This window comes from Mangrovibacter phragmitis (assembly GCF_040429585.1).
In the GTDB taxonomy this organism is placed as follows: domain Bacteria; phylum Pseudomonadota; class Gammaproteobacteria; order Enterobacterales; family Enterobacteriaceae; genus Mangrovibacter; species Mangrovibacter phragmitis.
In genome coordinates, this window is the sequence record NZ_CP134782.1 from 3,467,908 (window position 1) to 3,493,219 (window position 25,312).

The following is a 25,312-nucleotide window of genomic DNA, read 5'->3' on the forward strand; positions in this document are numbered from 1 at the left end:
ATATTTAATAACAAACAGATAAAACTGGTTATTATCCGTCGGCACGGGAATGTTAGACAATGCGGCGGTTAATTCGCACAGGCGGGTATTGCAGACTGGCATGAAAACGTTATTTATCACGATTTTTTCTCTCGGGCTGTTTGGGATATTGGGTTACAGCCTTTATCTTCCGGCCGCGGTGATGTACTTTCACGGCAAGACACTGTTTATTTCCAGCGCGGCAGCAACGGCTGAGTGCCAGATGTGGCATACCCTTGTTTTCGCAATTTCCGGAACCCTGGGTACAGTGATTCTGCAGCGCGTTTTTGCGATGTCGTCATTACTGAAGGCCCTGGTTTGTACCTTAGGGCTGGCAGTCAGTAACCTGCTGGTACTGATGGCCTTGCTGCAAGTGAAAAGTACCTTTTTCGAACCACTTAATACCAACCGGTTAAGCCATGTTCCGTTAAGTGATTTCTCGGTATATGGTTATGTTGTGGCTGCTGCTGTCATCGCGCTGATTATCACAAGCGCGGTGAATTTATTCCCCCGCCGCCAGCCCATTTGGTACTGATCCAGCATTTGCTCATGAAAAAGGCTTCCAGGTGGAAGCCTTTTTTACTTGTGTTGGCCGTAAACAGTTATCATTGCGCCGGAGCAGAGGCGGTCTGTGGGCTCATTTCGAATACCACATCTACCTGATCATTAAACTGAATCGTTTGCTGGTCGTAGGTATCTTCAGCAGAAACAGGGGCTGCGTCTGCTTTCATCATACGCATCACAGGCGACGGCTGATAATTGGCTACGTGGTAACGCACACTGTATACCGGGCCCAATTTAGCGTGGAAACCTTGCGCAAGTGAATTTGCCTGTGCAATGGCGTCATTGATTGCAGCCTTACGAGCCTGTTCTTTATAGGCATCCGGGCTGGAGACTCCCAGGGAAACGGAACGAATTTCATTCAACCCGGCCTTAAGTGCGCCATCAAGCAACCCGCTAAGGCCATCCAGTTTGCGCACTGTAACAACAACGTTGCGCACAGCACGATAGCCTTTAAGTTCGCGCTTGCCTTCTTTCAGATATTCGTATTCAGGCTGAGTACGTAAATTTGCCGCATCAATATCTTTTTTATCGACACCCTTTTCCTGCAGGAAAGAAAAGTAACGCGCAACACGCTCATCGGCCTGTTTTTTCGCGCTGGCTGCATCCTTCGCCGTAACGCTCACCTCGATAGATAACGTCGCGATATCTGGCACTGCGTCTACACTGGCACTCCCTGATGTGACAATATGAGGTCCGTTCGGTAACTCATTCGCGACACCAGAAAAAGAGGTCAATCCTAAAACACTTGCCAGTAACAACACGTTAAACTTCATTTCTTATCCTCCATGCAATTTTTAACCTGACAGGAAGTACTTCTCGTTACATCCTGCGAGCAAGAGTAACGATTAATCTCCAGATGTCCATAGGATAATTACGCCAGCCTGTTATCAAAACAACCCCTGAAGATGATGAACGCCTTCCCGTGCAAGTCTTAATGCAATGAACCACATCACGCTACCGACTACAAAATTGATAACCCGTTGCGCATGTTGAGTACGCAGGCGTGGGGCAAGCCAGGCCGCGAGCAGTGCCAGGCCAAAAAACCACAGAAACGAGGCGCTGACAGTCCCCAGAGCAAACCACCGTTTCGGCTCAGTGGCCAGTTGCCCTCCCAGGCTGCCTAATACCACGAAAGTGTCCAGATACACATGGGGGTTGAGCCATGTCACCGCCAGCATCGTCGTAATGATACGCCAGCGCCCCTGGCCCGCTATTTGTGCTTCATCCAGCGTAATATCGCGGCTGAATACTGTTTTGAACGCGCCCCATCCATACCATAACAAAAACGCCACGCCGCCCCAGGTTACCAGGGCCAGAAGCCAGGGCGACTGCATCAACAGTGCGCTGCCACCAAAAATCCCGGCACAAATCAGCACTAAATCACTTAAGGAACACAGTGCCGCAATCATCAGGTGATACTGGCGACGAATCCCCTGATTCATTACAAACGCATTCTGTGGCCCGAGGGGTAAAATCATTGCTGCGCCCAACGCCAGCCCTTGCAGATACCAGCTAAACATAGTTCATCCTTTTATTTTGGGAATGGCGCGCAGTCTAAGTAGTTTGTTTTATTAGTGGAAATTGATGTTTCTAATTATTAATAAAAATATCTAATAATAGAGACTATAATAATGGCCAGTACAAACTGGCCATTCGGGCTGATGACGAGAACTGTCATCGACGTGCTTCATTATGCAGAAAAACCACATTTTCCTCAGGCATCACAACAACCTGAGAGCAACAGATTATTTTTCTTGCTCACGAATCATATGCACATCCATTTGCGGGTAAGGAATGCCAATACCATTAGCATCCAGAGCCTTCTTAATTTTTTCCAGTGTATCCCAGTACACTTCAAAGAGATCGGCACTATTGCTCCAGGCACGCACTACAAAGTTAAGGGAAGAGTCACCCAGTTCATGCAGACGCACAGTGATGCCTTTATCTTTAATAACGCGTTCATCAGCCATCAGAATATCAGTGATGATTTTTTTCACCTGATCGATATCCGCATCATAGGACACACCAATCATGAAATCATTACGGCGTACAGGTTCGCGCGAATAGTTAATGATATCACCAGAGATAATTTTGCCGTTAGGAACAACGATTATCTTGCCATCCACGCTGCGCAGTGTGGTAGAGAAGATCTGGACATTCAGTACGGTACCCGCAGCACCACCCAGGTCAACATATTCGCCACTACGGAACGGGCGGAATGTTACCAGCAGAACGCCGGCAGCAAGGTTAGACAACGACCCCTGCAACGCAAGGCCAACAGCTAAACCGGCGGCACCTAATACGGCAATTACAGAAGCGGTTTGTACCCCAATTCGGCCTAATGCAGCAATCAGGGTGAACGCAATAATGCCATAGCGAACCAGCGCAGACAGAAAATCTGCAACGGTGGCATCAATTTTGCGGGCCTGCATAACACGGTTCAGCGCGTTAGAAATTAAGCGGGCTACCACAAAGCCAATAATAATGATGACTACGGCTGAGACAATATTAACGGCGTAATCAACCAACAAAGCCTGATTGCGCATCAACCAGGTGCCTGCATCATTTATGCTGTCCACAACATGTATGTCTTCCATCTGGATTCCTTGTCTCCGTTAGTCAAAAGCAAATATACACCTCAAAGGTGTTTCTAAAGGGTAAACAAAAAGCTTGCCTTATGCCAGACAGCTCACATTTTTATGCTTTAAAGCCAGAAAAAGGCGTAAAAAAACCCGCCACAGAGGCGGGTTTTTAGTTGTGACAGAAACGAACTAATTACAGAACGTCAATTGCGTTCAGTTCAGTGAACGCTTTCTCCAGACGAGCTACCATTGACTGCTGGCCGGCACGCAGCCAGACACGCGGGTCATAGTATTTTTTGTTCGGCTGATCTTCGCCTTTCGGGTTACCCAACTGGCCTTGCAGATAAGCTTCGTTTTCTTTGTAGTAGTTCAGAATACCTTCCCAGGTTGCCCATTGGGTATCGGTATCAATGTTCATTTTAATCACACCGTAGCTTACGGAGTCTTTGATTTCCTGGGCAGTTGAGCCAGAACCACCGTGGAATACGAAGTTCAGGCTGTTGTGCGGCAGGTTGTGTTTTTTGCACACATATTCCTGAGAATCGCGCAGAATAGTCGGGGTCAGTTTAACGTTACCAGGTTTGTAAACACCGTGTACGTTACCGAAGGAAGCAGCGATGGTGAAACGCGGGCTGATAGCATTCAGTTTAGTGTATGCGTAATCAACGTCTTCTGGCTGAGTGTACAGTGCAGAAGCGTCCATGTGGCTGTTATCCACACCATCTTCTTCACCACCCGTACAACCCAGTTCGATTTCCAGGGTCATGCCCAGTTTAGACATACGAGTCAGGTATTTAGAACAGATTTCGATGTTTTCTTCCAGAGACTCTTCAGACAAGTCAATCATGTGAGAAGAGAACAGCGGTTTGCCCGTGGCAGCAAAGTGTTTTTCACCAGCATCCAGCAGGCCATCAAGCCACGGCAGCAGTTTTTTCGCGCAGTGGTCAGTGTGCAGAATAACCGGAACACCATAATGTTCGGCCATATGATGAACGTGAAGCGCACCAGAGATAGCACCCAGAATAGCAGCCTGCTGGCCTTCACCTTTGTAGCCTTTACCAGCGATAAATGCAGCACCACCGTTAGAGAACTGCACGATTACCGGCGCTTTAACTTTGGCAGCCGTTTCCAGAACAGCGTTAATAGAATCAGTACCGACGCAGTTCACTGCCGGTAAAGCAAAGTTATTTTCTTTTGCTACCTGGAAAACTTTCTGAACATCATCACCAGTGATAACGCCAGGTTTCACGAAATCAAAAATTTTAGACATATTACGTTGTCCTGTATCTTCGGCCTTGGAAAAAGGAGGTGCGCCTGGTTAACCAGACACACAGAAAACGACGGGCAGGAAACCCTGCCCGAATGTATTACTTCTTAGCACGCTCTTCGAGCATGGCAACAGCTGGCAGAACTTTACCTTCTACAAATTCAAGGAAAGCGCCACCGCCGGTGGAAATGTAAGAAATTTTGTCTGCAATACCGAACAGATCAATTGCTGCCAGGGTATCGCCGCCACCAGCGATAGAGAATGCATCACTTTCAGCAATGGCTTTAGCAACAATTTCAGTGCCTTTACGGAAGTTCGGGAACTCGAACACGCCAACCGGGCCATTCCACAGAATAGTTTTAGCGTTTTTCAGGATTTCAGCCAGTTTCTCAGCGGAAACATCACCCATATCCAGAATTTGCTCTTCGTCTTTCACTTCAGTAACAGACTTCAGCGTAGCCGGAGCAGTTTCAGAGAACTCGGTTGCTACGCGAACATCGGTCGGTACCGGGATGTCACAAATAGTCAGCAGGCGTTTGGCTTCTTCAACCAGGTCTGGTTCATACAAAGATTTGCCCACTTTATTGCCTTGCGCAGCAACGAAGGTGTTAGCGATACCGCCACCAACAATCAACTGGTCAGCGATTTTAGACAGGGAGTCAAGAACAGTCAGTTTAGTGGAAACTTTAGAACCACCAACGATAGCAACCATCGGGCGGGCAGGTTCTTTCAGTGCTTTACCCAGCGCGTCCAGTTCAGCTGCCAGCAGCGGACCTGCGCAAGCGATTTCAGCAAATTTGCCAACACCGTGAGTTGATGCCTGAGCACGGTGAGCAGTACCGAAAGCGTCCATTACGAAAACATCACACAGTGCTGCGTATTTTTTGGACAGCGCTTCGTCGTCTTTCTTCTCGCCTTTGTTAAAACGAACGTTTTCCAGAACAACCAGTTCACCAGCTGCCACTTCCACGCCATCCAGGTAGTCTTTTGCTAAACGAACCGGCGCAGAGAGTTTGTCTTTCAGGTAATTCACAACTGGCAGCAGAGAGAATTCTTCATTGTACTCGCCTTCAGTCGGACGACCCAGATGGGAAGTCACCATCACTTTTGCGCCTTGTTTCAGGGCAATTTCAATGGTAGGCAGAGATGCACGGATACGCGCATCAGAAGTCACTTTCCCTTCTTTAACCGGTACGTTCAGATCCGCACGGATAAGAACACGTTTACCAGCCAGATCCAGATCGGACATCTTAATTACAGACATGGTGAATCCTCTCGTTGATTCTAAAAGTTTTGCAGGCGCAAATTACGCCTTACCTGATATCGGTGTTGCAGACATCGCCAACGTGGTATCCAGCATGCGGTTGGCGAAGCCCCACTCATTATCACACCAGACCAATGTCTTGATCAGGTGCCCACCACTTACCCGGGTTTGGGTACCATCCACAATAGCGCTATGTGGATCGTGGTTAAAATCGGTCGAGACTAACGGTAATTCCGTATAGTCAACTATACCATGAAATGCCCCCTGTGCCGCTTTTTGCAGCAACAGGTTAACCTCTTGCGCAGTTACTTTATGTGACACAGTAACGCTCAAATCAATCGCCGTCACATTAATGACTGGTACTCGTACAGCGATAGCTTCAAAGCGGTCACAAAATTTCGGAAAAATACGGGTGATGCCTGCAGCCAGCCGGGTATCGACCGGGATAATTGACTGACTGGCTGCCCGGGTACGGCGCAAGTCCGGATGGTAAGCATCGATCACCTGTTGGTCATGCATCGCAGAGTGAATGGTGGTGACCGTTCCTGATTCAATTTCCCAGGCTTCATCAAGCAGCTTAATCACGGGAATAATACAGTTAGTCGTGCAGGAGGCGTTGGAAACGATGCGGTCTGTGGAGCGGAGTTGGTCATGATTGACACCGTAAACCACGGTGGCATCCAGCGTATTACCGCCTGGGTGCGAAAACAGCACTTTTTTGGCTCCAGCCTCAATGTGAGCCAGACCATCTTCACGGCTACCATAGACCCCGGTGCAATCCAGCACAATATCCACATCCAGCGCCCGCCAGGGCAGCGAGGTAATATCCCGTTGATGCAAAATACGAATAGTGTCGTCACCAATAAAGAGCTGTTCGCGGTCATGGCGAACTTCCCACGCAAAACGGCCATGGCTGGTATCGTATTTAAGCAAATGCGCCATACCAGCGGCATCAGCCAGCTCGTTGATTGCCACAACGGTGATTTCCGCCCGGCGACCGGATTCGTAAAGTGCCCGAACCACGTTGCGCCCGATGCGACCAAAGCCATTTATCGCGATGCGTACGGTCATATCTCTCCTGCCAGGATTCTGAGCAATGTTGTGGCAAACAGGGTAATGCAGCCACCGCCTCAGGGGAATCCTCGCCAGCCATAAATCACGACTGTTTGGTTAAATGTCGAACATTTTAAATTACTGAAACGCTTCAGCCAGCATATTAGAAATAAGGAATAAAGGGAATATTCCCTCTGCGTTATCACTCATTCTTCTGACCTGCATCACACTTTTCGCCATTTCACTGCTTAGAAGATAATCTGCACAAGAATACTCTTCAGGAATAATGGAATAATTTACTGCCAGAGAGGATATCACGAGCGTAAAAAAGCCGGGCAAATTACCCGGCTATATAAAACGAACATGGCTGAGGTGATTACAGCAAAGATTTCGCCTGTTTCACTACGTTTTCTACGGTGAAACCGAACTCTTTAAACAGCAGCTCTGCTGGTGCAGATTCACCGAAGGTGGTCATGCCCACAATGGCACCGTTCAGGCCAGTGTATTTGAACCAGTAGTCAGCAATGCCTGCTTCAATTGCCACACGGGCAGCAACTGCTTTTGGCAGCACCGCTTCGCGGTATGCGGCATCCTGTTTATCAAACACATCAGTTGACGGCATGGAAACCACACGCGCTTTCACGCCTTCGCCAGACAGTTGTTCCCAGGCGGCAACCGCCAGTTCAACTTCAGAACCGGTGGCAATGAAAATCACCTGCGGCTGGCCTTCGCAGTCTTTCAGCACATAGCCACCACGCGCTGCATCAGCCAGTTGCTGTGCACTGCGCTCCTGCTGGGCCAGGTTCTGGCGGGACAGAATCAACGCGGTCGGGCCGTCATGGCGTTCAACAGCCGCTTTCCAGGCAATGGCACTTTCCACCTGGTCGCATGGGCGCCATGTACTCATGTTCGGCGTTACGCGCAGGGAAGCCAGTTGTTCTACAGGCTGGTGAGTCGGACCATCTTCGCCCAGACCGATGGAGTCGTGGGTATACACCATCACCTGGCGCTGTTTCATCAGTGCAGCCATACGCACCGCGTTACGGGCATATTCCACAAACATCAGGAAGGTGGAAGTATACGGCAGGAAACCACCATGCAGCGCGATACCGTTGGCAATCGCCGTCATCCCAAACTCACGCACACCGTAGTGAATGTAGTTACCAGCGGTGTCTTCGTTAATGGATTTGGAGCCGGACCAAATGGTCAGGTTGCTCGGTGCCAGGTCAGCAGAGCCGCCGAGGAATTCCGGTAACCACGGGCCAAAGGCTTCAATGGCATTCTGCGACGCTTTACGGCTGGCGATTTTCGCCGGGTTGGCCTGCAGTTTTTCAATAAAGGCCTGAGAATTTGCCGCAAAATCAGACGGCATTTCACCGCTCATGCGGCGGGTGAATTCAGCCGCTTCCTGCGGGAAGGCTTTGCTGTAGGCAGCAAATTTCTCATCCCATGCGGATTCTTTTGCTTTGCCTGCTTCAGAAGCATCCCACTGGCCATAGATTTCCTGCGGGATAACAAAAGGTTCGTATTTCCAGCCAAGCTGTTCGCGGGTGGCAGCCACTTCTGCATCACCCAGCGGTGCACCGTGAGAATCGTGGGTACCGGCTTTGTTCGGCGAACCGAAACCGATGATGGTTTTGCACATCAGCAGGGACGGTTTGTCTGTGACACTGCGCGCTTCGTCGATGGCGCGTTTGATGGAGTCCGCATCATGGCCGTCAACACCGCGTACCACATGCCAGCCGTAAGCTTCAAAACGTTTGGCGGTGTCATCAGTAAACCAGCCTTCCACATGACCGTCGATAGAAATACCGTTGTCATCGTAAAACGCAACCAGTTTGCCCAGTTTCAGGGTACCGGCCAGGGAGCACACTTCGTGAGAAATCCCTTCCATCATGCAGCCATCACCCATAAAGGCGTAGGTGTGGTGGTTAACGATTTCATGGCCCGGACGGTTAAACTGCGCAGCCAGTGTTTTCTCAGCAATTGCCATACCCACGGCATTGGCAATACCCTGCCCCAGCGGGCCAGTGGTGGTTTCAACACCAGCGGTGTAACCCACTTCCGGGTGACCCGGTGTTTTGGAGTGCAACTGACGGAAATTTTTCAGTTCTTCAATTGGCAGGTCGTAGCCGGAAAGGTGCAGCAGGCTGTAAAGCAGCATGGAGCCATGGCCGTTAGACAGGACAAAGCGGTCACGGTCAGCCCAGTGCGGGTTCTTCGGGTTATGATTCAGGTAATCACGCCACAGGACCTCAGCAATGTCAGCCATCCCCATAGGGGCTCCGGGGTGGCCGGATTTGGCTTTTTGTACTGCGTCCATGCTGAGCGCACGAATGGCGTTGGCAAGCTCTTTACGAGAAGACATTTTGACTCCAGATCGGATAGTTGAAGACCAGGCCTTAATAACGGTTTCAAGCCTGCACCCCAATGGTGTATAGCCCAAAGCAAAAACACCCCACTACAGTAAACTGTATTCAGGCTGTGTTATTTTCAGGCTATTGATTCACCATAATAAGTGGGCACATGTCTCTGGCCGTTAGGGCTCCAAAAAGTTGTCCATCAATTTAACCTAAGCAGCCTGTCATGTACATGGAACATCCTTTTGTCCACAGATAAATCTGCGAAACAGCCCTCAGGTTCTGTAGTTGAGTATCGCACAGGCTGAGCCTGAGGATTTATACTTCTGCGCCCTGGGTGCGGATTTTAAGACTTTTTGCTTACTGTTGAGCCGGGCTGGTGGGCAGGAGGGCAATAGAAAAACGGCACGCGGACAACCCGCGCGCCATTCTTAGCAAACGAATAACAGATTATTCGTCTTCGAGGTAGGTATAGCCGTAAAGGCCAGCTTCGAACTCTTCCATAAATTGCTGTTGCAATACCGGGTCCAGCCCAGTCTGCCTGACCTGATCACGGAAATGTGTCAGCAGCGTATTGGGGTCCAGTTGTACGTATTGCAGCATGTCGGCAACGGTATCACCCTCGTCAGAAAGCTCTACTTCCACGGTGCCATCCGGGAAGACAAACACATCCACGGCCTCGGTATCACCAAACAGGTTATGCATGTTACCCAAAATTTCCTGATATGCCCCGACCATAAAGAAACCGAGTAATGGTGGGTTTTCAGGATCATATTCCGGCATTGGCATGGTCGTCGCAATACCATCGCCATCCACATAATGGTCAATGGCACCATCTGAGTCACAGGTGATATCCAGTAATACAGCACGGCGCTCCGGCGCATGGTTCAGCCCTTCAAGTGGCAGAACCGGGAACAACTGGTCTATCCCCCAGGCATCCGGCATGGACTGGAACAGCGAGAAGTTGACGTACAGTTTATCCGCCATACGTTCCTGCAGTTCATCGATAATTGGCCGGTGAGCACGGTTTTGTGGATCCAGTTGTTTTTGCACCTCATGGCACATACTCAAATAGAGTTGTTCAGCCCAGGCTCGCTCCTGAAGATTGAATGTACCGGATGAGTAGCCGACATGGATATCATGCAAATCCATTTGGCTGTCGTGCAACCATTCACGTAAGGAGCGCCGGTTGTCTGGCTCATGCATTTCTTCCCAGGTCTCCCACATGCTCTGCAATGCACGGGAAGCATCTTCAGCCGGAGGCGTTGGTTTGGAAAATTCATTGCGCTCTACCCCAATAATATTGGAGACCAGAACTGTGTGGTGCGCGGTCACTGCCCGGCCTGACTCGGTGATAACCGTTGGGTGCGGCAGCCCGTGCTCTTCGCAGGCATCACCAATGGCCCATATAATATTGTTGGCGTATTCGTTCAGACCATAGTTCACAGAACAGTCAGACTGAGAACGTGTCCCTTCATAATCTACGCCCAGGCCGCCACCTACATCGAAGCACTGAATATTCACACCCAGTTTATGCAGTTCGACATAGAAACGTGCAGACTCACGAACACCGGTTGCGATATCGCGGATATTCGCCATCTGTGAACCCAGGTGGAAGTGCAGCAGTTGCAGGCTGTCAAGGCGATTCGCCGCACGCAACATTTCAACCAGTTGCAATACCTGAGTTGCTGCAAGGCCAAATTTTGACTTTTCGCCACCGGAAGACTGCCATTTGCCTGAGCCTTGTGAAGCCAGACGAGCACGAACCCCCAGGCGTGGCACCACATTCAGGCGGGCGGCTTCTTCCAGAACGATATTAATTTCCGTCATTTTTTCGATGACCAGATAGACTTTGTGGCCCATCTTTTCACCGATCATCGCCAGGCGAATGTATTCACGGTCTTTGTAACCATTACACACAATTACTGAGCGAGTCATACCGGCATGAGCCAGAACCGCCATCAATTCGGCCTTGGAACCGGCTTCCAGCCCCAGCGGTTCACCGGAGTGAATCAGTGACTCAATCACGCGGCGATGCTGGTTTACCTTTATCGGATAAACCAGGAAATAGTCGCCTTTATAACCGTAAGATTCACGGGCGCGTTTGAATGCCCCATTAATAGAACGCAGGCGGTGCTGGAGAATTTGTGGGAAACAAAACAGAGCAGGAAGGCGTTGCCCCTGGGCTTCACGTTCCTTCACCAGTTTCGCCAGATCAACCCGGGCTTGCGGTACGTCCGGATCCGGGCAAACACTGATATGCCCCAGTTCATTGACGTCGTAATAGTTATTGCCCCACCAGGCAATATTGTATGTACGCAGCATCTTGCTGGCTTCCTGGGAGTTCATTGCAACCTCCTGCATGGAACGGAGTACACCCTGTTCGCCTGCTGACGAACCCGAAACAAAAGAAATGTCGTCAGACATTGCGAACCTCAATTTTTGTCGAAAAAGTAAAACAGTTGACTACTATCGCAGGGCATACCTGAGATAACAACCCATAAGCAACACCCGGAGTTAGCAGAACATAAAGCTTCGCTAACCGCGTGACCGGTTTCATTTTCATAACATTGTAAGACACGATTCCGAACGCCACATGACAGTCCGGCGAAACCTGGAAAAATCCTTCTGGAAAACCAGAAGAGCCCTTGCTCAGTTCAGGTGGCGAAAACCAGCTCGAGAATCCTGAGACGTGCCGAAACGGATATGACATCGGCTGGAAAACAAAAGTGAGAAGCAGGTGGAGAGGTGCGTATATACACCTGAGGATCGACGTAACAACGGAGTCTGTTGAAAATGGCGGTTCATTGTCATTGCTTGTTATCACCTCCACGCATACAACTACATGCGATAAGTAAAGCCCGTGGTCGGTCGCAGGAACGAAAACCACGCTACTGAGATTTTGCTCAACCCGGCTGGAAGTGAGTAACACAGTAAAAACTGATTACCTGACGATATAAGCCGCGCGCGCCGTTTTATACCCACATCATCGCCAAAAAGCAAAACAAAAATATGCTACCGGGCCGCTCGTTGCTTCTGTTGTTTTGTAACAAAACAGCAGCATCGTGAAGTCTGTCAAAAAACCACTGGAAATCTGCTTAAGGTATAACCTAGAATAGCCGTCCAGAAGTTAATCCATCTATACTGATTAACACTAAGACTGCTGGTGTTGATTACCACCCCAAATGACGTTTGTCAGCATAGTCCTTATAAAGGATGTGGGTTATCAGCAGTCCCTGATAATCGATTTACTCCAGGGTGAAGATAATATGGCAAAACACCTTTTTACGTCCGAGTCAGTATCCGAAGGGCATCCCGACAAAATAGCAGACCAGATTTCAGACGCCGTTCTTGACGCGATTCTGGAACAGGATCCTAAAGCACGCGTTGCCTGTGAGACTTACGTAAAAACGGGCATGGTTCTGGTTGGTGGTGAAATCACGACCAGTGCCTGGGTTGATATTGAAGAAATTACCCGTAATACCGTGCGTGATATTGGTTATATTCATTCCGACATGGGCTTTGACGCAAACTCTTGTGCCGTTCTGAGCGCCATCGGCAAACAGTCTCCGGATATCAACCAGGGTGTTGACCGTGCGGACCCGCTTGAACAGGGTGCTGGTGACCAGGGTCTGATGTTTGGCTATGCCACTAATGAAACCGATGTACTAATGCCGGCGCCAATAACTTATGCTCATCGTCTGGTTCAGCGCCAGTCTGAAGTGCGTAAAAATGGCACACTACCGTGGTTACGCCCTGATGCGAAAAGCCAGGTAACCTTCCAGTATGATGACGGAAAAATTGTCGGCATCGATGCGGTTGTGTTGTCTACTCAGCATTCAGAATCGGTCACGCAGAAAGACCTGCAAGAAGCTGTAATGGAAGAAATCATCAAGCCGGTTCTGCCTGCAGAATGGCTGAGTGCTTCCACTAAATTCTTTATTAACCCAACAGGCCGTTTTGTTATTGGTGGCCCAATGGGCGATTGTGGCCTGACCGGACGTAAAATTATCGTGGATACCTACGGTGGTATGGCTCGCCATGGCGGCGGGGCATTCTCCGGTAAAGATCCTTCCAAAGTAGACCGTTCTGCAGCTTACGCTGCTCGCTATGTAGCGAAAAACATTGTTGCTGCGGGTCTGGCAGATCGCTGCGAAATCCAGGTGTCCTATGCCATCGGTGTGGCTGAACCCACTTCCATCATGGTAGAAACCTTTGGTACTGAAAAAGTGGCCTCAGAGTTACTGACAGCACTGGTTCGCGAACATTTTGATCTGCGCCCTTATGGCCTGATCAAAATGCTGGATTTGTTACATCCGATCTACCGCGAAACAGCAGCTTATGGTCACTTTGGTCGTGACCACTTCCCCTGGGAAAAAACCGACAAAGCAGCCGACCTGCGCGCTGCTGCCGGGCTGTAATAAACAGTCTCGGGCACCTTTCAGGGCCAGTATTCGCTGGCCCTCAGATTGATGAAAAAGAAGGAAAAAGCGTGGTTTTTCCTTCTTTTCAGTTAGTAGCCGAAAATCAATAAATTGATTTTCCTGGTTTTTTATTGGATGACATCCTCTCGTTCTGTGCGGACATGAGGTTCGTCATCAGACTCAGGGCCAGTATTCACTGGCCCTCTTTATGACCCTTCGCAATTTGTTTACTGGCTAACTTTTCTTTCTGCAAGACTGAGCGCTCCCGTTACACCTGCAACCAACACGTTTCTGTACAACGCGAAATCTTGCTGCGCGGCCCCCAACAGCCTCTTTTCTGCTTAGTGCAGCCTGAGCCATCACGCAAGAAATGAAAACGGTTACACATCGATTTGCAATATATTTTTTCAGAATAGGCTTAAAAAAACATAAATTTGATATTTTTGTTACACAAACTATCAGAGTTATCTAATAATCCAACATAACAGAAAATGAGATAGTGAATAACATAATGATTTTAATAGTAAAAAACAACAATCACAAACCATACACAATGTAACCGATTACATTAGCGTGACAATGGTCACGTTTTCTCTCCCAAACACAACCTACCATTAACATCGGTATAATTAACAACCCAACTGGAGGGCATCATGCCTGACACTAAAAAAACGGGGCTTTCTAACAAGGCATTGACATTCTTTGTCTGCTTTCTGGCCGCACTGGCAGGATTGCTGTTTGGTCTTGATATCGGTGTTATTGCCGGTGCACTTCCCTTTATTGCCCATGAGTTCCAAATTACATCACACCAACAAGAATGGGTGGTAAGTTCCATGATGTTCGGTGCTGCAGTGGGTGCGGTAGGGAGCGGCTGGCTCTCTTTCCGACTGGGGCGTAAATACAGCCTGATGATTGGCGCGATACTGTTCGTGGCCGGTTCATTATGCTCCGCTCTGGCACCAAATGCCGAAATTCTGATTCTTTCCCGCGTGTTACTGGGGCTGGCCGTGGGCATTGCCTCCTACACGGCACCACTGTACCTTTCTGAAATTGCGCCAGAAAAGATTCGCGGCGGCATGATCTCCATGTATCAGTTAATGATAACTATCGGCATTCTTGGCGCCTATTTATCAGATACCGCCTTCAGTTACAGCGGTGAATGGCGCTGGATGCTGGGTGTTATCACTATTCCGGCGGCCTTGCTGTTAATTGGCGTATTCTTTTTACCAGACAGCCCACGCTGGTTTGCAGCCAAACGCCGCTTCCATGACGCTGAACGTGTGCTGATGTACCTGCGTGACTCCAGTGAAGAAGCCAAACGTGAACTGGAAGAAATACGTGACAGCCTGAAGGTGAAACAAAGTGGCTGGTCACTATTCCGTGAAAACAGCAATTTCCGCCGGGCCGTTTTTCTGGGTGTGCTACTACAAGTAATGCAACAGTTCACCGGGATGAACGTCATCATGTATTACGCGCCCAAAATTTTCGAAATAGCCGGTTTTACCAATACCACAGAACAGATGTGGGGAACGGTTATCGTCGGCCTCACCAATGTACTGGCAACCTTTATTGCAATTGGACTGGTTGACCGTTGGGGGCGTAAACCAACGCTGATCCTTGGGTTCCTTGTGATGGCCGTTGGTATGGGTATTCTCGGCACCATGCTGCATGTGGGTATTCACTCCAGCAATGCACAATACTTCGCCGTGGCCATGCTACTGATGTTTATTGTGGGTTTTGCAATGAGTGCCGGCCCGTTAATTTGGGTGCTGTGTTCCGAAATTCAGCCCCTGAAAGGACGAGATTTCGGCATAACCTGCTCAACGGCAACCAACTGGATTGCCAATATGATTGTCGGTGCGACGTTCCTGACTATGCTCAACAGTTTGGGTAATGCAAGTACCTTCTGGATTTATGCTGGTCTGAATGTGTTCTTTATCATTCTGACATTAATTCTGGTACCGGAAACCAAGCATGTTTCCCTTGAGCACATTGAACGTAACCTGATGAAAGGCCGTCCGTTGCGTGAAATTGGTGCCCAATAAAACATCCTGCCAAATTTGGGGGGCGGCTATGCCCCCCGCTACACGCTTGCAGTCAGCGATTCCAGGCTCTATGCTGCCAGCTTATGAATACACGCCGCATCCCCATTGCAATACAACAAGCTATAATGCGCAGCCTGCGCGCTAACCTGGTACGGGCTAATCACTACCTGAATACACAGTACCCTGAGCCCAAAATCTCCTGGCAGCAACGCGGAACATCGGCGGGTACCGCCTGGTTAGAATCCTATGAAATCCGGCTTAACCCATTATTATTGTTGGAAAACCAGCAAGCATTTACCGACCAGGTAGTGCCACACGAACTGGCTCATTTACTGGTGTGGAAGCATTTTGGCCGGGTGGCTCCCCATGGCAAAGAGTGGAAATGGATGATGGAAACTGTGCTGGGCGTTCCGGCTCTGCGTACTCACCAGTTCGAACTCAGCGCCGTGCGTTCCAATACCTTCCCTTATTATTGCCGTTGCCAGCAACATCAGTTGACGGTACGTCGCCATAACCGGGTATTACGCAAGCAGGCGGAATACCGCTGTATTCATTGCGGTGAAATACTAAAACCGGGCACATCTCCTCTGTAACGACAACAAGTTAACTGGAAACTTTAGAATCTAACTGATTGAAACTGGATAAATGATCAGTTAGGGTGCGGGCACACTTTGACAGAGAATTTCGATATGTCCCGCAAAATATTTTCTACCGCTATCTCCCTGGCGGCTTTTTTGTTAAGTACCGGTGCACAGGCCACAGGTATTCACAGTTTTTCTCAAGCAAAGACGGCTGGCGTAAAAGTGAATGCCGATGTTCCCGGCACTTTTTATTGTGGTTGTAAAATCACCTGGGAAGGGAAAAAAGGCATTCCGGACCTGAACTCATGCGGTTACCACATCAGAAAAAATAAAGTTCGGGCCAACCGCATTGAATGGGAACATGTTATGCCCGCATGGCAATTCGGCCATCTGCGCCAGTGCTGGCAAGAAGGGGGGCGTAAGAACTGTGCCAAAGATCCGGTGTACCGCAAAATTGAAAGCGATATGCACAACCTGGAACCCGCAGTGGGCGAAGTCAACGCCGATCGCGGTAACTTTATGTACAACCAGTGGAATGGTGGTGAGAACCAGTATGGGCAGTGCACAATGAAAGTCGATTTTTCCAGCAAGCGCGCTGAACCACCAGCCCGCGCGCGGGGTGCCATTGCCAGAACATATTTTTATATGCGCGATCAGTACCAACTACCGCTCTCACGCCAACAAACTCAACTATTTGAAGCCTGGGATAAAATGTACCCGGTGACTCAGTGGGAATGCACACGCGATGAACGTATAGCGAAAATACAGGGAAATCATAACCCTTATGTACAGCAGGCTTGCATGGCGCGAAAAGGCTAACCTACACTACCCAGCAATAATTAACTCTGTGATGCGCCGGTGCCTCCATTAGTGGGGCACAATAATGACGGCAACTTCTGCACTCTGCGCTTAGCGAAGAATTTGTTATAACCACCATCACACCTTTTTATGGATGATATACACGATGCGTATTCCTCGCATTTATCACCCTGCGCCACTTGTTGTTGGCCAGACTATTGCGTTAAGTGATGACGCGGCTGGGCATGTTGGACGTGTTCTGCGCATGTCTGCCGGGCAGACTCTGGAGTTATTTGATGGCTCCAACCAGGTTTTTTCTGCAGAAATCGTTCAGGCAGATAAAAAACAGGTTCAGGTCAGGTTGCTGGGTAGTGAAACAGATAACCGTGAGTCACCACTGTTTTTACATCTGGGCCAGGTGATGTCCCGTGGCGAAAAAATGGAATTTACTATTCAGAAATCCATTGAGCTGGGCGTCAATGTGATTACCCCCCTGTTCTCGGAACGTTGTGGAGTGAAACTGGATGCAGAACGCCTGAATAAAAAACTGCAGCAATGGCAAAAAATTGCGATTGGCGCCTGTGAACAGTGTGGACGCAACCAGATTCCAGAAATACGTCCCGTAATGAACCTGGAAACCTGGTGCCAGGAACAGGATGATGCACTGAAGCTCAATCTTCACCCGCGCGCCAGTGCCAGTATCAATACGCTCCCTCTGCCAGTTGAACGGGTGCGGTTGCTTATTGGGCCTGAAGGTGGATTATCGGCAGAAGAGATTGCCATGACTGCGCGTTATCAGTTTACTGATATTCTGTTAGGACCGCGTGTGCTGCGTACAGAAACCACCGCCCTTACTGCAATCACCGCACTGCAGGTGCGTTTTGGTGATTTGGGCTAAAGGAGACAAGAATGATCAAGCTCGGCATCGTGATGGATCCCATCGCGTCAATTAACCTGAAAAAAGACACCAGTTTTGCGATGTTGCTGGAAGCACAAAAACGTGGTTACCAGTTGCATTACATGGAAATGGCCGATTTGTACCTGACGAATGGTGAAGCACGCGCACGCGCACGCGCCCTCAGCGTCGAGTATAACTATGAGAAATGGTACAACTTCGACAGCGAGCAGGATATTGCGCTGTCAGACCTTGATGTCATTTTAATGCGTAAAGACCCACCGTTCGATACAGAGTTTATCTACGCCACCTATATTCTGGAACGGGCTGAAGAACAGGGCACATTGATTGTTAACAAACCACAGAGTCTGCGTGACTGCAACGAGAAACTCTTTACTGCCTGGTTTGCTGATTTAACACCGCATACGCTGGTAACCCGGAACAAAGCACAACTGAAAGCATTTTGGGAAAAACACGGCGACATCATTCTCAAACCACTGGATGGCATGGGTGGAACATCAATTTTCCGCGTGAAAGCAGGCGACCCTAACTTATCCGTCATTACCGAAACGCTGACGGAACTGGGTAACCGTTATTGCATGGCGCAAAACTACCTGCCTGAGATTAAAGAGGGTGATAAACGTGTGCTGGTAGTAGACGGTGAACCTGTGCCTTATTGCCTGGCGCGTATTCCGCCAAATGGGGAAACCCGTGGTAACCTGGCAGCAGGTGGACGTGGCGAGCCCCGCCCATTGTCTGAAAGTGACTGGGCCATTGCCCGCCGCATTGCCCCTGCGTTAAAAGAAAAAGGCCTGATATTTGTCGGGCTCGATATTATCGGTGATAAGCTCACTGAAATTAACGTCACCAGCCCAACGTGCGTGCGGGAAATTGAAGCACAGTTCCCGGTATCAATTACGGGAATGCTAATGGACGCTATTGAGAAGCGTCTGGCAAAATAGTGTCCATGGCGGGAAGGATCCCGCCAGACTCTCGGGAATGCCGGTAGCACACATTCCTTATCAGGCAGACTTACCACCTGCCAAAGACTCAACCGGAACAGACCTCTGACAATGAATTTACAGCATCACTTTCTTATTGCCATGCCAGGGTTACAGGATCCGCTGTTCAGGCGTTCTGTCGTGTACATCTGCGAGCATAACGACGAAGGTGCAATGGGGATTATTATTAATAAGCCTCTTGATAACCTGAAAGTTGCCGACGTGCTTGAGAAATTAAAGATTACACCAGAACCACGAGACCCGGCGATTCGCCTGGATAAGCCAGTATTTGTCGGTGGGCCGCTCGCGGAAGACCGGGGCTTTATTTTGCATACCCCACCAGAAATGTTCAGTTCCAGTATTCGTATCTCTGAGAACACCATTATTACAACGTCTAAAGATGTTCTGGAAACATTGGGTACACCAAACCAGCCACCAGATGTGCTGGTTGCGCTGGGTTATTCCTCCTGGGATAAAGGACAGCTGGAACAGGAAATCCTGGATAATGCCTGGCTTACAGCGCCCGCCAATAATCAGATTCTGTTCCACACACTGATTGGTGAACGCTGGCGGGAAGCGGCACGCCTGATTGGCATTGATATTCACAATCTGCCTAACGAAGCAGGGCACGCGTAATGGCGACAGGAACAATATTGGCTTTTGACTTTGGCTCCCGCAGTATTGGTGTCGCCATTGGGCAAAAAATTACCGGGACAGCCCGCCCGTTGTCTGCGCTAAAAGCCAAAGACGGCATTCCTGACTGGGAACAAATCGACCGTATTCTTAAAGAGTGGCAACCTGATTTTTTGGTTGTTGGCTTGCCGCTGAATATGGACGGCACAGAACAACCCCTGACGGCCAGAGCGAAGAAATTCGCTAACCGCCTGCATGGCCGTTTTGGCATTACTGTGGAGCTTCATGATGAACGCCTGAGCACAGTTGAAGCCCGTGCTGGTTTATTTGCTCAGGGTGGTTTCAAAGCACTGGATAAAGGCAGCGTCGATTCGGCTTCCGCGGTTGTTATTCTGGAAAGCTGGTTTGAGCAACGCGTTTGACCCATTATCTGGCTGCGCTATGCAGCCAATCTCGCTTGTTTCTGAACCAGCCCCCAATATCCCTTTATATAGCATTTTTTTGCCGGCGCCACCCTTCTGAGCAAACACACACATAACCTGAACTACCGGGGGGATATAATTTGGCTTTTTGTGCCAAAAATAAATAGCCAACCAGTGATTAACACCTGATACAACCAAACATATAACATATTATAATTTCAATAAGTTAGCTAAAAAACGGGTTCTTCCAAAGGCCATATCCCCAGCCATCATCCCAGCATAACGTGATCCAGATCGCACTTTTTGTTACCTGAGATATAATTTCAAGCGTTATTATAACCCACATCAAAGGCACTCGCCTTTAACGATAACGAATTGAATTAAATAAGGAAAAGACCATGAAATCTGTTAAAACTCTGTTCGCTGCTGCTGCCCTGTCTCTGGTTTCTTTTGCAAGCTTTGCTCAAACCGTCACTGCTACCGCAAGTACTCTGGATGGTGCAGAAGCACAGATAGCATCTCAGGCTAAACAAGCTGGTGCAGCTTCTTACCAAATCACTGAAGCTTACTCTGGCAACCAGGTTCACATGACTGCTGAACTGAGCAAATAAGAGTAACTGTTCTGGTACCGGAGCGCTTTTATCCCCTTGATTCTGGTACTGAACAACCATATTGAGCCCGGTCACTGCACTGGGCTCAAACATATCCACAATGCTGTAAACAGCTTCGCTGCTGCTATATCACTCTTCTGAATATCTGCTCACACGATAACCCGGCACAAAAAACACCGGCAAACTTACCTTTACAATCAATGAAATACTATATTCTTTGCCCGCCCATTGACTACTCACCAATACATTAGCGATTAGCCCCATAACGGCACTTTCTGGCCAGCACTTCATGCAGACTTTCGTACTGCGCCGTTTGTGCATTGCCGCACCCAAAGGCAACCCAAAGCATTTAGGCAAGCATTCCCGCCGCATCACGCTCGGCGCGGCTTTGTTCAAAAGTTTGCATGCCAGCCTGCCTGCCAGTCTGTAATACACCGGGTAACTGGTGTGTTTTCCCTTCCCGAACCAGGCTGGAAACGGCTGGCGTAACAACTAAAAGCTCAAACAAAGCCACCCGCCCACCACCTTTACGCGCAGCCAGTTGTTGAGCTACCACACCTTTAAGGCTGCCAGCAAGTTGAGTACGAACCATACTTTTCTCTTCCGCCGGGAAGACATCTACCAGCCGCTCTACCGCTTGTGCAGCCCCACGGGTATGCAGTGTTGCCAACACCAGGTGCCCTGTTTCAGCCGCTGTCAGGGCGAGGCGAATCGTTTCGCTGTCTCGCAACTCGCCCAGCAAAATGACATCCGGATCCTGGCGTAAAGCCCCCTTCAGCCCGGCAGCAAAAGAGGCACAATGCAAACCTACTTCACGCTGCTGGATAACACCCTGAGGAGGTTTGTGAACAAACTCAACCGGGTCTTCAAGGGTAATAATATGTGCCTGCGTTTGCCGGTTCAGCTCACCAACCATGGCTGCCAGTGTCGTTGACTTGCCACTGCCCGTAGCACCACACACTAATACCAACCCTGACTGCTCTTGTAGCAGTGCCATTAATGCTTCAGGAACCTGTAATGTGGTTAACTCAGGACATACCTGCGGTAAAATACGCAACGCCAGAGACACCCCTGCCACCTGAAGAAAAGCATTGGCTCTTAAACGCTGGCCATTTGCCAGCTCGACGGCGAAATCAAGTTGCCCATGGTGTTTAAACTGGCTGTGCTGCTCTGGTGTCAGCCACAAATCCAGCAATGCCGATATATCGGGTAAAGCACACGGGGCTGGCTCCATCACGCCATCTTTACGCCAGTAAAAATGCCCACTGCTACACAGGTGTAGATCCGACACATTATGCTTTACACTAAGGGCCACGATTTCTTCCATTTTGGCTTATCCTGAAACTCATGAACGACATTGCCCACAACTTAGCGCAGGTTCAGCAGAGAATCTCAGCGGCTGCAGAACGTTGCGGCCGTGCTCCAGAAGAAGTTTCCCTTCTTGCAGTCAGTAAAACTAAACCTGCGAGTGATATCGCACAAGCCATTGCCGCCGGGCAACGGGAGTTTGGTGAAAACTATGTTCAGGAAGGTACCGATAAAATCGCTCTGTTTCGTGAGCAAGGGATTACCGGCCTGACCTGGCACTTTATTGGCCCTTTACAGTCCAATAAAAGCCGCCTGGTTGCCGAAAATTTTGACTGGTGTCATACCATTGACCGGCAAAAAATCGCCATGCGGCTCAGTGAACAGCGCCCGGGCGAATTAGCGCCATTGAATGTGCTGATTCAGGTTAATATCAGCGATGAAACCAGTAAATCAGGTATCGCATTAGCTGAGGTAGACGCCCTGGCTGACCTGGTAAGCAGTTTACCCGGATTACGCTTACGCGGGCTGATGGCAATTCCTGCGCCAGAGCAGGATTACGACAAGCAATTTGCTGTTTGCCAACAAATGGCTGTAGCATTTAGCGCGCTACAACGCCGCTATTCTGGCATTGATACACTTTCGCTGGGCATGACGGATGATATGGAAGCAGCTATTGCCGCAGGTTCCACCATGGTTCGAATTGGTACAGCAATTTTTGGCGCACGGGATTATTCCGCGCGTCAGGGACAATAACTACAGAGGAATGCCATGCTGACGTTGACTTTCCTGGCCAAAACCATCATTGAATTGTATGTGATGGTGTTACTGCTCCGTATCTGGATGCAGTGGTCACGTTGTGATTTTTATAATCCGCTTTCACAATTTATTGTGAAGATTACCCAGCCCATTATTGGCCCGTTGCGCCGGATTATTCCGTCAATTGGTCCGGTAGATACCGCTTCTTTGCTGGTCGCGTTTATTCTTACCACGCTGAAATTCCCACTTCTGCTATTGATTCAGGCAGGAGTACTTGCAATTGGCCCGGTAAACCTGTTGGTTGGCTTGTTGTCGTTGCTGAAGAGTGCTGGTTCTCTGGTGTTCTGGGTGATTATTGTGCGTTCCATTATGAGCTGGGTAAGCCAGGGGCGTAGCCCAATGGAGTTTGTACTGATGCAACTCACTGAACCGTTGATGGCGCCAATTCGCCGCTTTATCCCGGCGATGGGCGGCATCGACTTTTCCGCCATGGGGGTAATTATTATTCTGTATCTGCTCAATTACCTGGGTATGGATCTGTTCCCGGGGCTGTGGTACCAGCTTTGAGTGCAGTAACCCAGACTGAATCCGGGCTGGTGCTGAACCTGTTTATTCAGCCCAAAGCCAGCCGGGATGCTATTGTTGGCCTGCATGGCGATGAGTTAAAAATCGCCATCACCGCGCCGCCGGTTGACGGCCAGGCCAACGCTCACCTGGTTAAATTTCTGGCAAAACAATTCCGGGTTGCCAAAAGCCAGGTGTCACTCACCAAAGGTGAACTTGGCCGTCATAAATCAGTGCTAATCAGTTCACCAAAAACTATTCCGCCGGTTGTTGCGGCCTGTCTTAATTAATCTGTGGTATTCGTTATGCAAAAAGTCGTACTGGCGACCGGTAATGCGGGCAAAGTTCGCGAACTGGCTGACTTACTGGAAAATTTCGGTCTGGATATTGTCGCGCAAACTGAGCTGGGCGTTGATTCAGCGGAAGAAACGGGCGGCACCTTTATTGAGAATGCCATTCTCAAAGCTCGCCATGCGGCACGTATCACCGGGTTGCCCGCCATTGCTGATGATTCAGGCCTGGCAGTCGATGCACTGGGTGGGGCGCCAGGTATTTATTCCGCACGCTATGCGGGCGAAGAGGCAACAGACCAGCAGAATCTGGAGAAGTTATTACATACCATGGACGCCGTGCCCGATAACCTGCGCAAAGCACGTTTTCACTGTGTTCTGGTGTACATGCGCCATGCTGATGACCCGACACCACTGGTGTGCCATGGCTCATGGGAAGGGGAAATCACCCGCGCCCCGGCAGGTCTTGGGGGGTTTGGTTATGACCCCATTTTCTACGTTGCTTCCGAAGGCAAAACTGCTGCGGAATTAACTAAAGAAGAGAAACGCGCTATTTCACACCGCGGCCAGGCTCTGGCATTACTACTGGAAGCAATGCGCAATGGCTGATTTGCCGCCACTGAGTCTGTACATCCATATTCCATGGTGTGTGCAAAAATGCCCTTACTGCGACTTTAACTCTCATGCGCTGAAAGGCGATGTGCCGCATGATGAATATGTCAGCCACTTGCTGAGAGATTTAGACAACGAACTGCCTGCCGCTCAGAGCCGCGCTGTCAGCACAATATTTATTGGTGGTGGCACACCAAGCCTGCTTTCTGGCGAAGCGATGCAAACGCTGCTTGATGGTGTACGCGAGCGTTTACCGCTGGCAGCCGATGCAGAAATCACCATGGAAGCTAACCCGGGTACCGTTGAAGCTGGCCGCTTTGCCGCTTACCAGGCAGCCGGTGTTAACCGTATTTCCATTGGTGTCCAAAGTTTCAACCAGGAAAAGCTACAACGGCTGGGGCGTATTCATGGCCCGGAAGAAGCAAAACGCGCAGCACTACTGGCATCTTCACTTGGCTTGCGGAGTTTTAACCTGGATTTGATGCACGGGCTGCCCGACCAGTCACTGGAGGAAGCGCTGAGCGATTTGCGCCAGGCGATAGCACTGAACCCACCGCATTTGTCCTGGTACCAGCTCACAATCGAACCCAATACGCTATTTGGCTCACGCCCACCAGTGCTGCCCGACGACGATACCCTATGGGACATTTTCGAGCAGGGCGATAAACTACTGAGTGCGGCCGGTTACCAGCAATACGAAACGTCCGCCTACGCCAAACCGGGCTACCAGTGCCAGCATAATCTCAATTACTGGCGCTTTGGTGATTACCTGGGAATTGGTTGCGGTGCGCACGGGAAAATAACCTGGCCGGATAACCGGATTATTCGCCGGGTAAAAACTCGCCACCCGCGCGGTTATATGGCAGGGAAGTACCTCGACAGAGAGCATAAAGTGGCTGTGGCAGATAAGCCATTTGAATTCTTTATGAACCGCTTCCGGCTGTCAGAACCCGTTCCCCGGAGCGATTTTCTGCAACTAACCGGCCTTGGCGAAACAGTGGTCCGCCCGCAACTGGATGAAGCCATTGCCCAGGGCTACCTCACCGAAACGGCATCACAGTGGCAAGTCACTCAGCGCGGGAAATTGTTTCTCAACTCGCTGCTGGGCCTGTTTCTGGCTGATGACTGAATCAGGCTCCCCGGCAACAAAAAGGGGAGCCTCAGATTGATGAAAAAGAAGGAAAAAGCGTGGTTTTTCCTTCTTTTTAGTTAGCAGCCGAAAATCAATAAATTGATTTTCCTGGTTTTTTATTGGGTGACATCC

The 25,312-nt window shown here is 49.6% G+C and carries 25 protein-coding genes; 15 read left to right on the forward strand and 10 right to left on the reverse strand.

Translation table 11 applies throughout. The features are described 5' to 3' along the window. Nucleotides 1-100 precede the first annotated feature (100 nt). Nucleotides 101-553 carry a hypothetical protein gene (locus tag MPHASIOC01_RS16705; protein ID WP_353612953.1) on the forward strand — a complete coding sequence of 151 codons (453 nt, stop codon included), beginning with the start codon at nucleotides 101-103 and terminating at the stop codon, nucleotides 551-553. A 70-nt stretch (nucleotides 554-623) separates the two neighbouring features. On the opposite strand, the gene MPHASIOC01_RS16710 is transcribed toward MPHASIOC01_RS16705, so the two are convergent. The 9 genes from MPHASIOC01_RS16710 to yqgB all read right to left on the reverse strand — a co-directional run bounded on the left by MPHASIOC01_RS16710 (nucleotide 624) and on the right by yqgB (nucleotide 11,821). Continuing rightward, nucleotides 624-1,355 (reverse strand): oxidative stress defense protein, encoded by a 732-nt coding sequence (locus MPHASIOC01_RS16710; protein ID WP_353612954.1) that lies wholly within the window; start codon nucleotides 1,353-1,355, stop codon nucleotides 624-626. A gap of 114 nt (nucleotides 1,356-1,469) precedes the next feature. After that, the gene (argO, locus tag MPHASIOC01_RS16715; protein ID WP_064601213.1) at nucleotides 1,470-2,102 is read right to left on the reverse strand and encodes an arginine exporter ArgO; all 633 of its coding nucleotides are present in this window, start codon (nucleotides 2,100-2,102) and stop codon (nucleotides 1,470-1,472) included. 225 nt (nucleotides 2,103-2,327) lie between these two features. After that, nucleotides 2,328-3,179 carry a small-conductance mechanosensitive channel MscS gene (gene mscS, locus MPHASIOC01_RS16720; RefSeq protein ID WP_064601214.1) on the reverse strand — a complete coding sequence of 284 codons (852 nt, stop codon included), beginning with the start codon at nucleotides 3,177-3,179 and terminating at the stop codon, nucleotides 2,328-2,330. 178 nt (nucleotides 3,180-3,357) lie between these two features. Further along, the gene (gene fbaA, locus MPHASIOC01_RS16725) at nucleotides 3,358-4,434 is read right to left on the reverse strand and encodes a class II fructose-bisphosphate aldolase (protein ID WP_064601215.1); all 1,077 of its coding nucleotides are present in this window, start codon (nucleotides 4,432-4,434) and stop codon (nucleotides 3,358-3,360) included. A 97-nt stretch (nucleotides 4,435-4,531) separates the two neighbouring features. After that, nucleotides 4,532-5,695: a phosphoglycerate kinase gene (pgk, locus tag MPHASIOC01_RS16730; RefSeq protein WP_064601216.1), complete on the reverse strand. Its 1,164-nt coding sequence runs from the start codon at nucleotides 5,693-5,695 to the stop codon at nucleotides 4,532-4,534. Between the two features lie 42 nt (nucleotides 5,696-5,737). After that, the gene (epd, locus tag MPHASIOC01_RS16735) at nucleotides 5,738-6,766 is read right to left on the reverse strand and encodes an erythrose-4-phosphate dehydrogenase (protein ID WP_064601217.1); all 1,029 of its coding nucleotides are present in this window, start codon (nucleotides 6,764-6,766) and stop codon (nucleotides 5,738-5,740) included. 358 nt (nucleotides 6,767-7,124) lie between these two features. Continuing rightward, nucleotides 7,125-9,116 carry a transketolase gene (gene tkt, locus MPHASIOC01_RS16740; protein WP_064601218.1) on the reverse strand — a complete coding sequence of 664 codons (1,992 nt, stop codon included), beginning with the start codon at nucleotides 9,114-9,116 and terminating at the stop codon, nucleotides 7,125-7,127. A 442-nt stretch (nucleotides 9,117-9,558) separates the two neighbouring features. Continuing rightward, on the reverse strand, nucleotides 9,559-11,535 hold the full coding sequence (speA, locus tag MPHASIOC01_RS16745) for a biosynthetic arginine decarboxylase (RefSeq protein WP_064601219.1): 1,977 nt from the start codon (nucleotides 11,533-11,535) through the stop codon (nucleotides 9,559-9,561). Then, on the reverse strand, nucleotides 11,528-11,821 hold the full coding sequence (gene yqgB / locus MPHASIOC01_RS27695) for an acid stress response protein YqgB (protein WP_369792545.1): 294 nt from the start codon (nucleotides 11,819-11,821) through the stop codon (nucleotides 11,528-11,530). The genes speA and yqgB overlap by 8 nt, the downstream gene beginning before the upstream one ends. A gap of 556 nt (nucleotides 11,822-12,377) precedes the next feature. Between yqgB and metK the strand changes: the two genes are divergently transcribed. The 9 genes from metK (at nucleotide 12,378) to MPHASIOC01_RS16795 (ending at nucleotide 20,518) form a co-directional block, all read left to right on the forward strand. Then, nucleotides 12,378-13,529, forward strand: a complete 1,152-nt coding sequence (gene metK, locus MPHASIOC01_RS16755) for a methionine adenosyltransferase (RefSeq protein WP_064601255.1) — start codon at nucleotides 12,378-12,380, stop codon at nucleotides 13,527-13,529. A gap of 656 nt (nucleotides 13,530-14,185) precedes the next feature. Next, nucleotides 14,186-15,577, forward strand: coding sequence for a sugar porter family MFS transporter (locus tag MPHASIOC01_RS16760; RefSeq protein WP_064601220.1), 1,392 nt, complete (start codon nucleotides 14,186-14,188; stop codon nucleotides 15,575-15,577). A gap of 83 nt (nucleotides 15,578-15,660) precedes the next feature. After that, entirely contained in the window at nucleotides 15,661-16,170 is a 510-nt protein-coding gene (locus tag MPHASIOC01_RS16765) for a SprT family zinc-dependent metalloprotease (RefSeq protein ID WP_064601221.1), read from the forward strand. Nucleotides 16,171-16,266: 96 nt separating this feature from the next. After that, nucleotides 16,267-16,977 (forward strand): deoxyribonuclease I, encoded by a 711-nt coding sequence (gene endA / locus MPHASIOC01_RS16770; RefSeq protein WP_064601222.1) that lies wholly within the window; start codon nucleotides 16,267-16,269, stop codon nucleotides 16,975-16,977. Nucleotides 16,978-17,122: 145 nt separating this feature from the next. Next, nucleotides 17,123-17,854 (forward strand): 16S rRNA (uracil(1498)-N(3))-methyltransferase, encoded by a 732-nt coding sequence (rsmE, locus tag MPHASIOC01_RS16775; RefSeq protein WP_064601223.1) that lies wholly within the window; start codon nucleotides 17,123-17,125, stop codon nucleotides 17,852-17,854. 11 nt (nucleotides 17,855-17,865) lie between these two features. Next, nucleotides 17,866-18,813 carry a glutathione synthase gene (gshB, locus tag MPHASIOC01_RS16780; protein WP_353612955.1) on the forward strand — a complete coding sequence of 316 codons (948 nt, stop codon included), beginning with the start codon at nucleotides 17,866-17,868 and terminating at the stop codon, nucleotides 18,811-18,813. Between the two features lie 111 nt (nucleotides 18,814-18,924). Beyond that, nucleotides 18,925-19,488 carry a YqgE/AlgH family protein gene (locus tag MPHASIOC01_RS16785; protein ID WP_064601225.1) on the forward strand — a complete coding sequence of 188 codons (564 nt, stop codon included), beginning with the start codon at nucleotides 18,925-18,927 and terminating at the stop codon, nucleotides 19,486-19,488. Continuing rightward, entirely contained in the window at nucleotides 19,488-19,907 is a 420-nt protein-coding gene (gene ruvX / locus MPHASIOC01_RS16790; protein WP_353612956.1) for a Holliday junction resolvase RuvX, read from the forward strand. The genes MPHASIOC01_RS16785 and ruvX overlap by 1 nt, the downstream gene beginning before the upstream one ends. A gap of 398 nt (nucleotides 19,908-20,305) precedes the next feature. Further along, on the forward strand, nucleotides 20,306-20,518 hold the full coding sequence (locus MPHASIOC01_RS16795) for a DUF1471 domain-containing protein (protein ID WP_064601227.1): 213 nt from the start codon (nucleotides 20,306-20,308) through the stop codon (nucleotides 20,516-20,518). A 349-nt stretch (nucleotides 20,519-20,867) separates the two neighbouring features. On the opposite strand, the gene MPHASIOC01_RS16800 is transcribed toward MPHASIOC01_RS16795, so the two are convergent. Then, nucleotides 20,868-21,845, reverse strand: coding sequence for a type IV pilus twitching motility protein PilT (locus MPHASIOC01_RS16800; protein ID WP_064601228.1), 978 nt, complete (start codon nucleotides 21,843-21,845; stop codon nucleotides 20,868-20,870). Nucleotides 21,846-21,865: 20 nt separating this feature from the next. Here MPHASIOC01_RS16800 and MPHASIOC01_RS16805 point away from each other — a divergent pair, with 20 nt between their 5' ends. The 5 genes from MPHASIOC01_RS16805 to hemW are packed head-to-tail and all read left to right on the forward strand — an operon-like array spanning nucleotide 21,866 to nucleotide 25,177. After that, the gene (locus MPHASIOC01_RS16805) at nucleotides 21,866-22,579 is read left to right on the forward strand and encodes a YggS family pyridoxal phosphate-dependent enzyme (protein WP_064601229.1); all 714 of its coding nucleotides are present in this window, start codon (nucleotides 21,866-21,868) and stop codon (nucleotides 22,577-22,579) included. Between the two features lie 15 nt (nucleotides 22,580-22,594). After that, the gene (locus tag MPHASIOC01_RS16810; protein ID WP_036102866.1) at nucleotides 22,595-23,149 is read left to right on the forward strand and encodes a YggT family protein; all 555 of its coding nucleotides are present in this window, start codon (nucleotides 22,595-22,597) and stop codon (nucleotides 23,147-23,149) included. Then, nucleotides 23,146-23,436, forward strand: coding sequence for a DUF167 family protein YggU (yggU, locus tag MPHASIOC01_RS16815; protein WP_064601230.1), 291 nt, complete (start codon nucleotides 23,146-23,148; stop codon nucleotides 23,434-23,436). Before MPHASIOC01_RS16810 ends, yggU begins: the two co-directional genes overlap by 4 nt. 15 nt (nucleotides 23,437-23,451) lie before the next feature. After that, a complete protein-coding gene (locus MPHASIOC01_RS16820; RefSeq protein WP_064601231.1) occupies nucleotides 23,452-24,045 on the forward strand; it encodes an XTP/dITP diphosphatase in 594 nt (197 codons plus the stop codon). Next, entirely contained in the window at nucleotides 24,038-25,177 is a 1,140-nt protein-coding gene (gene hemW / locus MPHASIOC01_RS16825; protein ID WP_353612957.1) for a radical SAM family heme chaperone HemW, read from the forward strand. The genes MPHASIOC01_RS16820 and hemW overlap by 8 nt, the downstream gene beginning before the upstream one ends. The last annotated feature ends 135 nt before the right edge of the window (nucleotides 25,178-25,312 follow it).

Bases quoted from the DNA above. Each gene is read 5' to 3' on its own strand.
- MPHASIOC01_RS16765 (WP_064601221.1), top strand. From the start codon at position 15,661: ATGAATACACGCCGCATCCCCATTGCAATACAACAAGCTATAATGCGC.
- yqgB (WP_369792545.1), bottom strand. From the start codon at position 11,821: ATGTCATATCCGTTTCGGCACGTCTCAGGATTCTCGAGCTGGTTTTCG.
- MPHASIOC01_RS16800 (WP_064601228.1), bottom strand. From the start codon at position 21,845: ATGGAAGAAATCGTGGCCCTTAGTGTAAAGCATAATGTGTCGGATCTA.
- MPHASIOC01_RS16710 (WP_353612954.1), bottom strand. From the start codon at position 1,355: ATGAAGTTTAACGTGTTGTTACTGGCAAGTGTTTTAGGATTGACCTCT.
- MPHASIOC01_RS16785 (WP_064601225.1), top strand. From the start codon at position 18,925: ATGAATTTACAGCATCACTTTCTTATTGCCATGCCAGGGTTACAGGAT.
- tkt (WP_064601218.1), bottom strand. From the start codon at position 9,116: ATGTCTTCTCGTAAAGAGCTTGCCAACGCCATTCGTGCGCTCAGCATG.
- epd (WP_064601217.1), bottom strand. From the start codon at position 6,766: ATGACCGTACGCATCGCGATAAATGGCTTTGGTCGCATCGGGCGCAAC.
- ruvX (WP_353612956.1), top strand. From the start codon at position 19,488: ATGGCGACAGGAACAATATTGGCTTTTGACTTTGGCTCCCGCAGTATT.
- MPHASIOC01_RS16810 (WP_036102866.1), top strand. From the start codon at position 22,595: ATGCTGACGTTGACTTTCCTGGCCAAAACCATCATTGAATTGTATGTG.
- hemW (WP_353612957.1), top strand. From the start codon at position 24,038: ATGGCTGATTTGCCGCCACTGAGTCTGTACATCCATATTCCATGGTGT.
- gshB (WP_353612955.1), top strand. From the start codon at position 17,866: ATGATCAAGCTCGGCATCGTGATGGATCCCATCGCGTCAATTAACCTG.
- rsmE (WP_064601223.1), top strand. From the start codon at position 17,123: ATGCGTATTCCTCGCATTTATCACCCTGCGCCACTTGTTGTTGGCCAG.
- MPHASIOC01_RS16760 (WP_064601220.1), top strand. From the start codon at position 14,186: ATGCCTGACACTAAAAAAACGGGGCTTTCTAACAAGGCATTGACATTC.
- mscS (WP_064601214.1), bottom strand. From the start codon at position 3,179: ATGGAAGACATACATGTTGTGGACAGCATAAATGATGCAGGCACCTGG.
- argO (WP_064601213.1), bottom strand. From the start codon at position 2,102: ATGTTTAGCTGGTATCTGCAAGGGCTGGCGTTGGGCGCAGCAATGATT.
- fbaA (WP_064601215.1), bottom strand. From the start codon at position 4,434: ATGTCTAAAATTTTTGATTTCGTGAAACCTGGCGTTATCACTGGTGAT.
- endA (WP_064601222.1), top strand. From the start codon at position 16,267: ATGTCCCGCAAAATATTTTCTACCGCTATCTCCCTGGCGGCTTTTTTG.
- MPHASIOC01_RS16795 (WP_064601227.1), top strand. From the start codon at position 20,306: ATGAAATCTGTTAAAACTCTGTTCGCTGCTGCTGCCCTGTCTCTGGTT.
- MPHASIOC01_RS16705 (WP_353612953.1), top strand. From the start codon at position 101: ATGAAAACGTTATTTATCACGATTTTTTCTCTCGGGCTGTTTGGGATA.
- pgk (WP_064601216.1), bottom strand. From the start codon at position 5,695: ATGTCTGTAATTAAGATGTCCGATCTGGATCTGGCTGGTAAACGTGTT.
- speA (WP_064601219.1), bottom strand. From the start codon at position 11,535: ATGTCTGACGACATTTCTTTTGTTTCGGGTTCGTCAGCAGGCGAACAG.
- metK (WP_064601255.1), top strand. From the start codon at position 12,378: ATGGCAAAACACCTTTTTACGTCCGAGTCAGTATCCGAAGGGCATCCC.
- MPHASIOC01_RS16805 (WP_064601229.1), top strand. From the start codon at position 21,866: ATGAACGACATTGCCCACAACTTAGCGCAGGTTCAGCAGAGAATCTCA.
- MPHASIOC01_RS16820 (WP_064601231.1), top strand. From the start codon at position 23,452: ATGCAAAAAGTCGTACTGGCGACCGGTAATGCGGGCAAAGTTCGCGAA.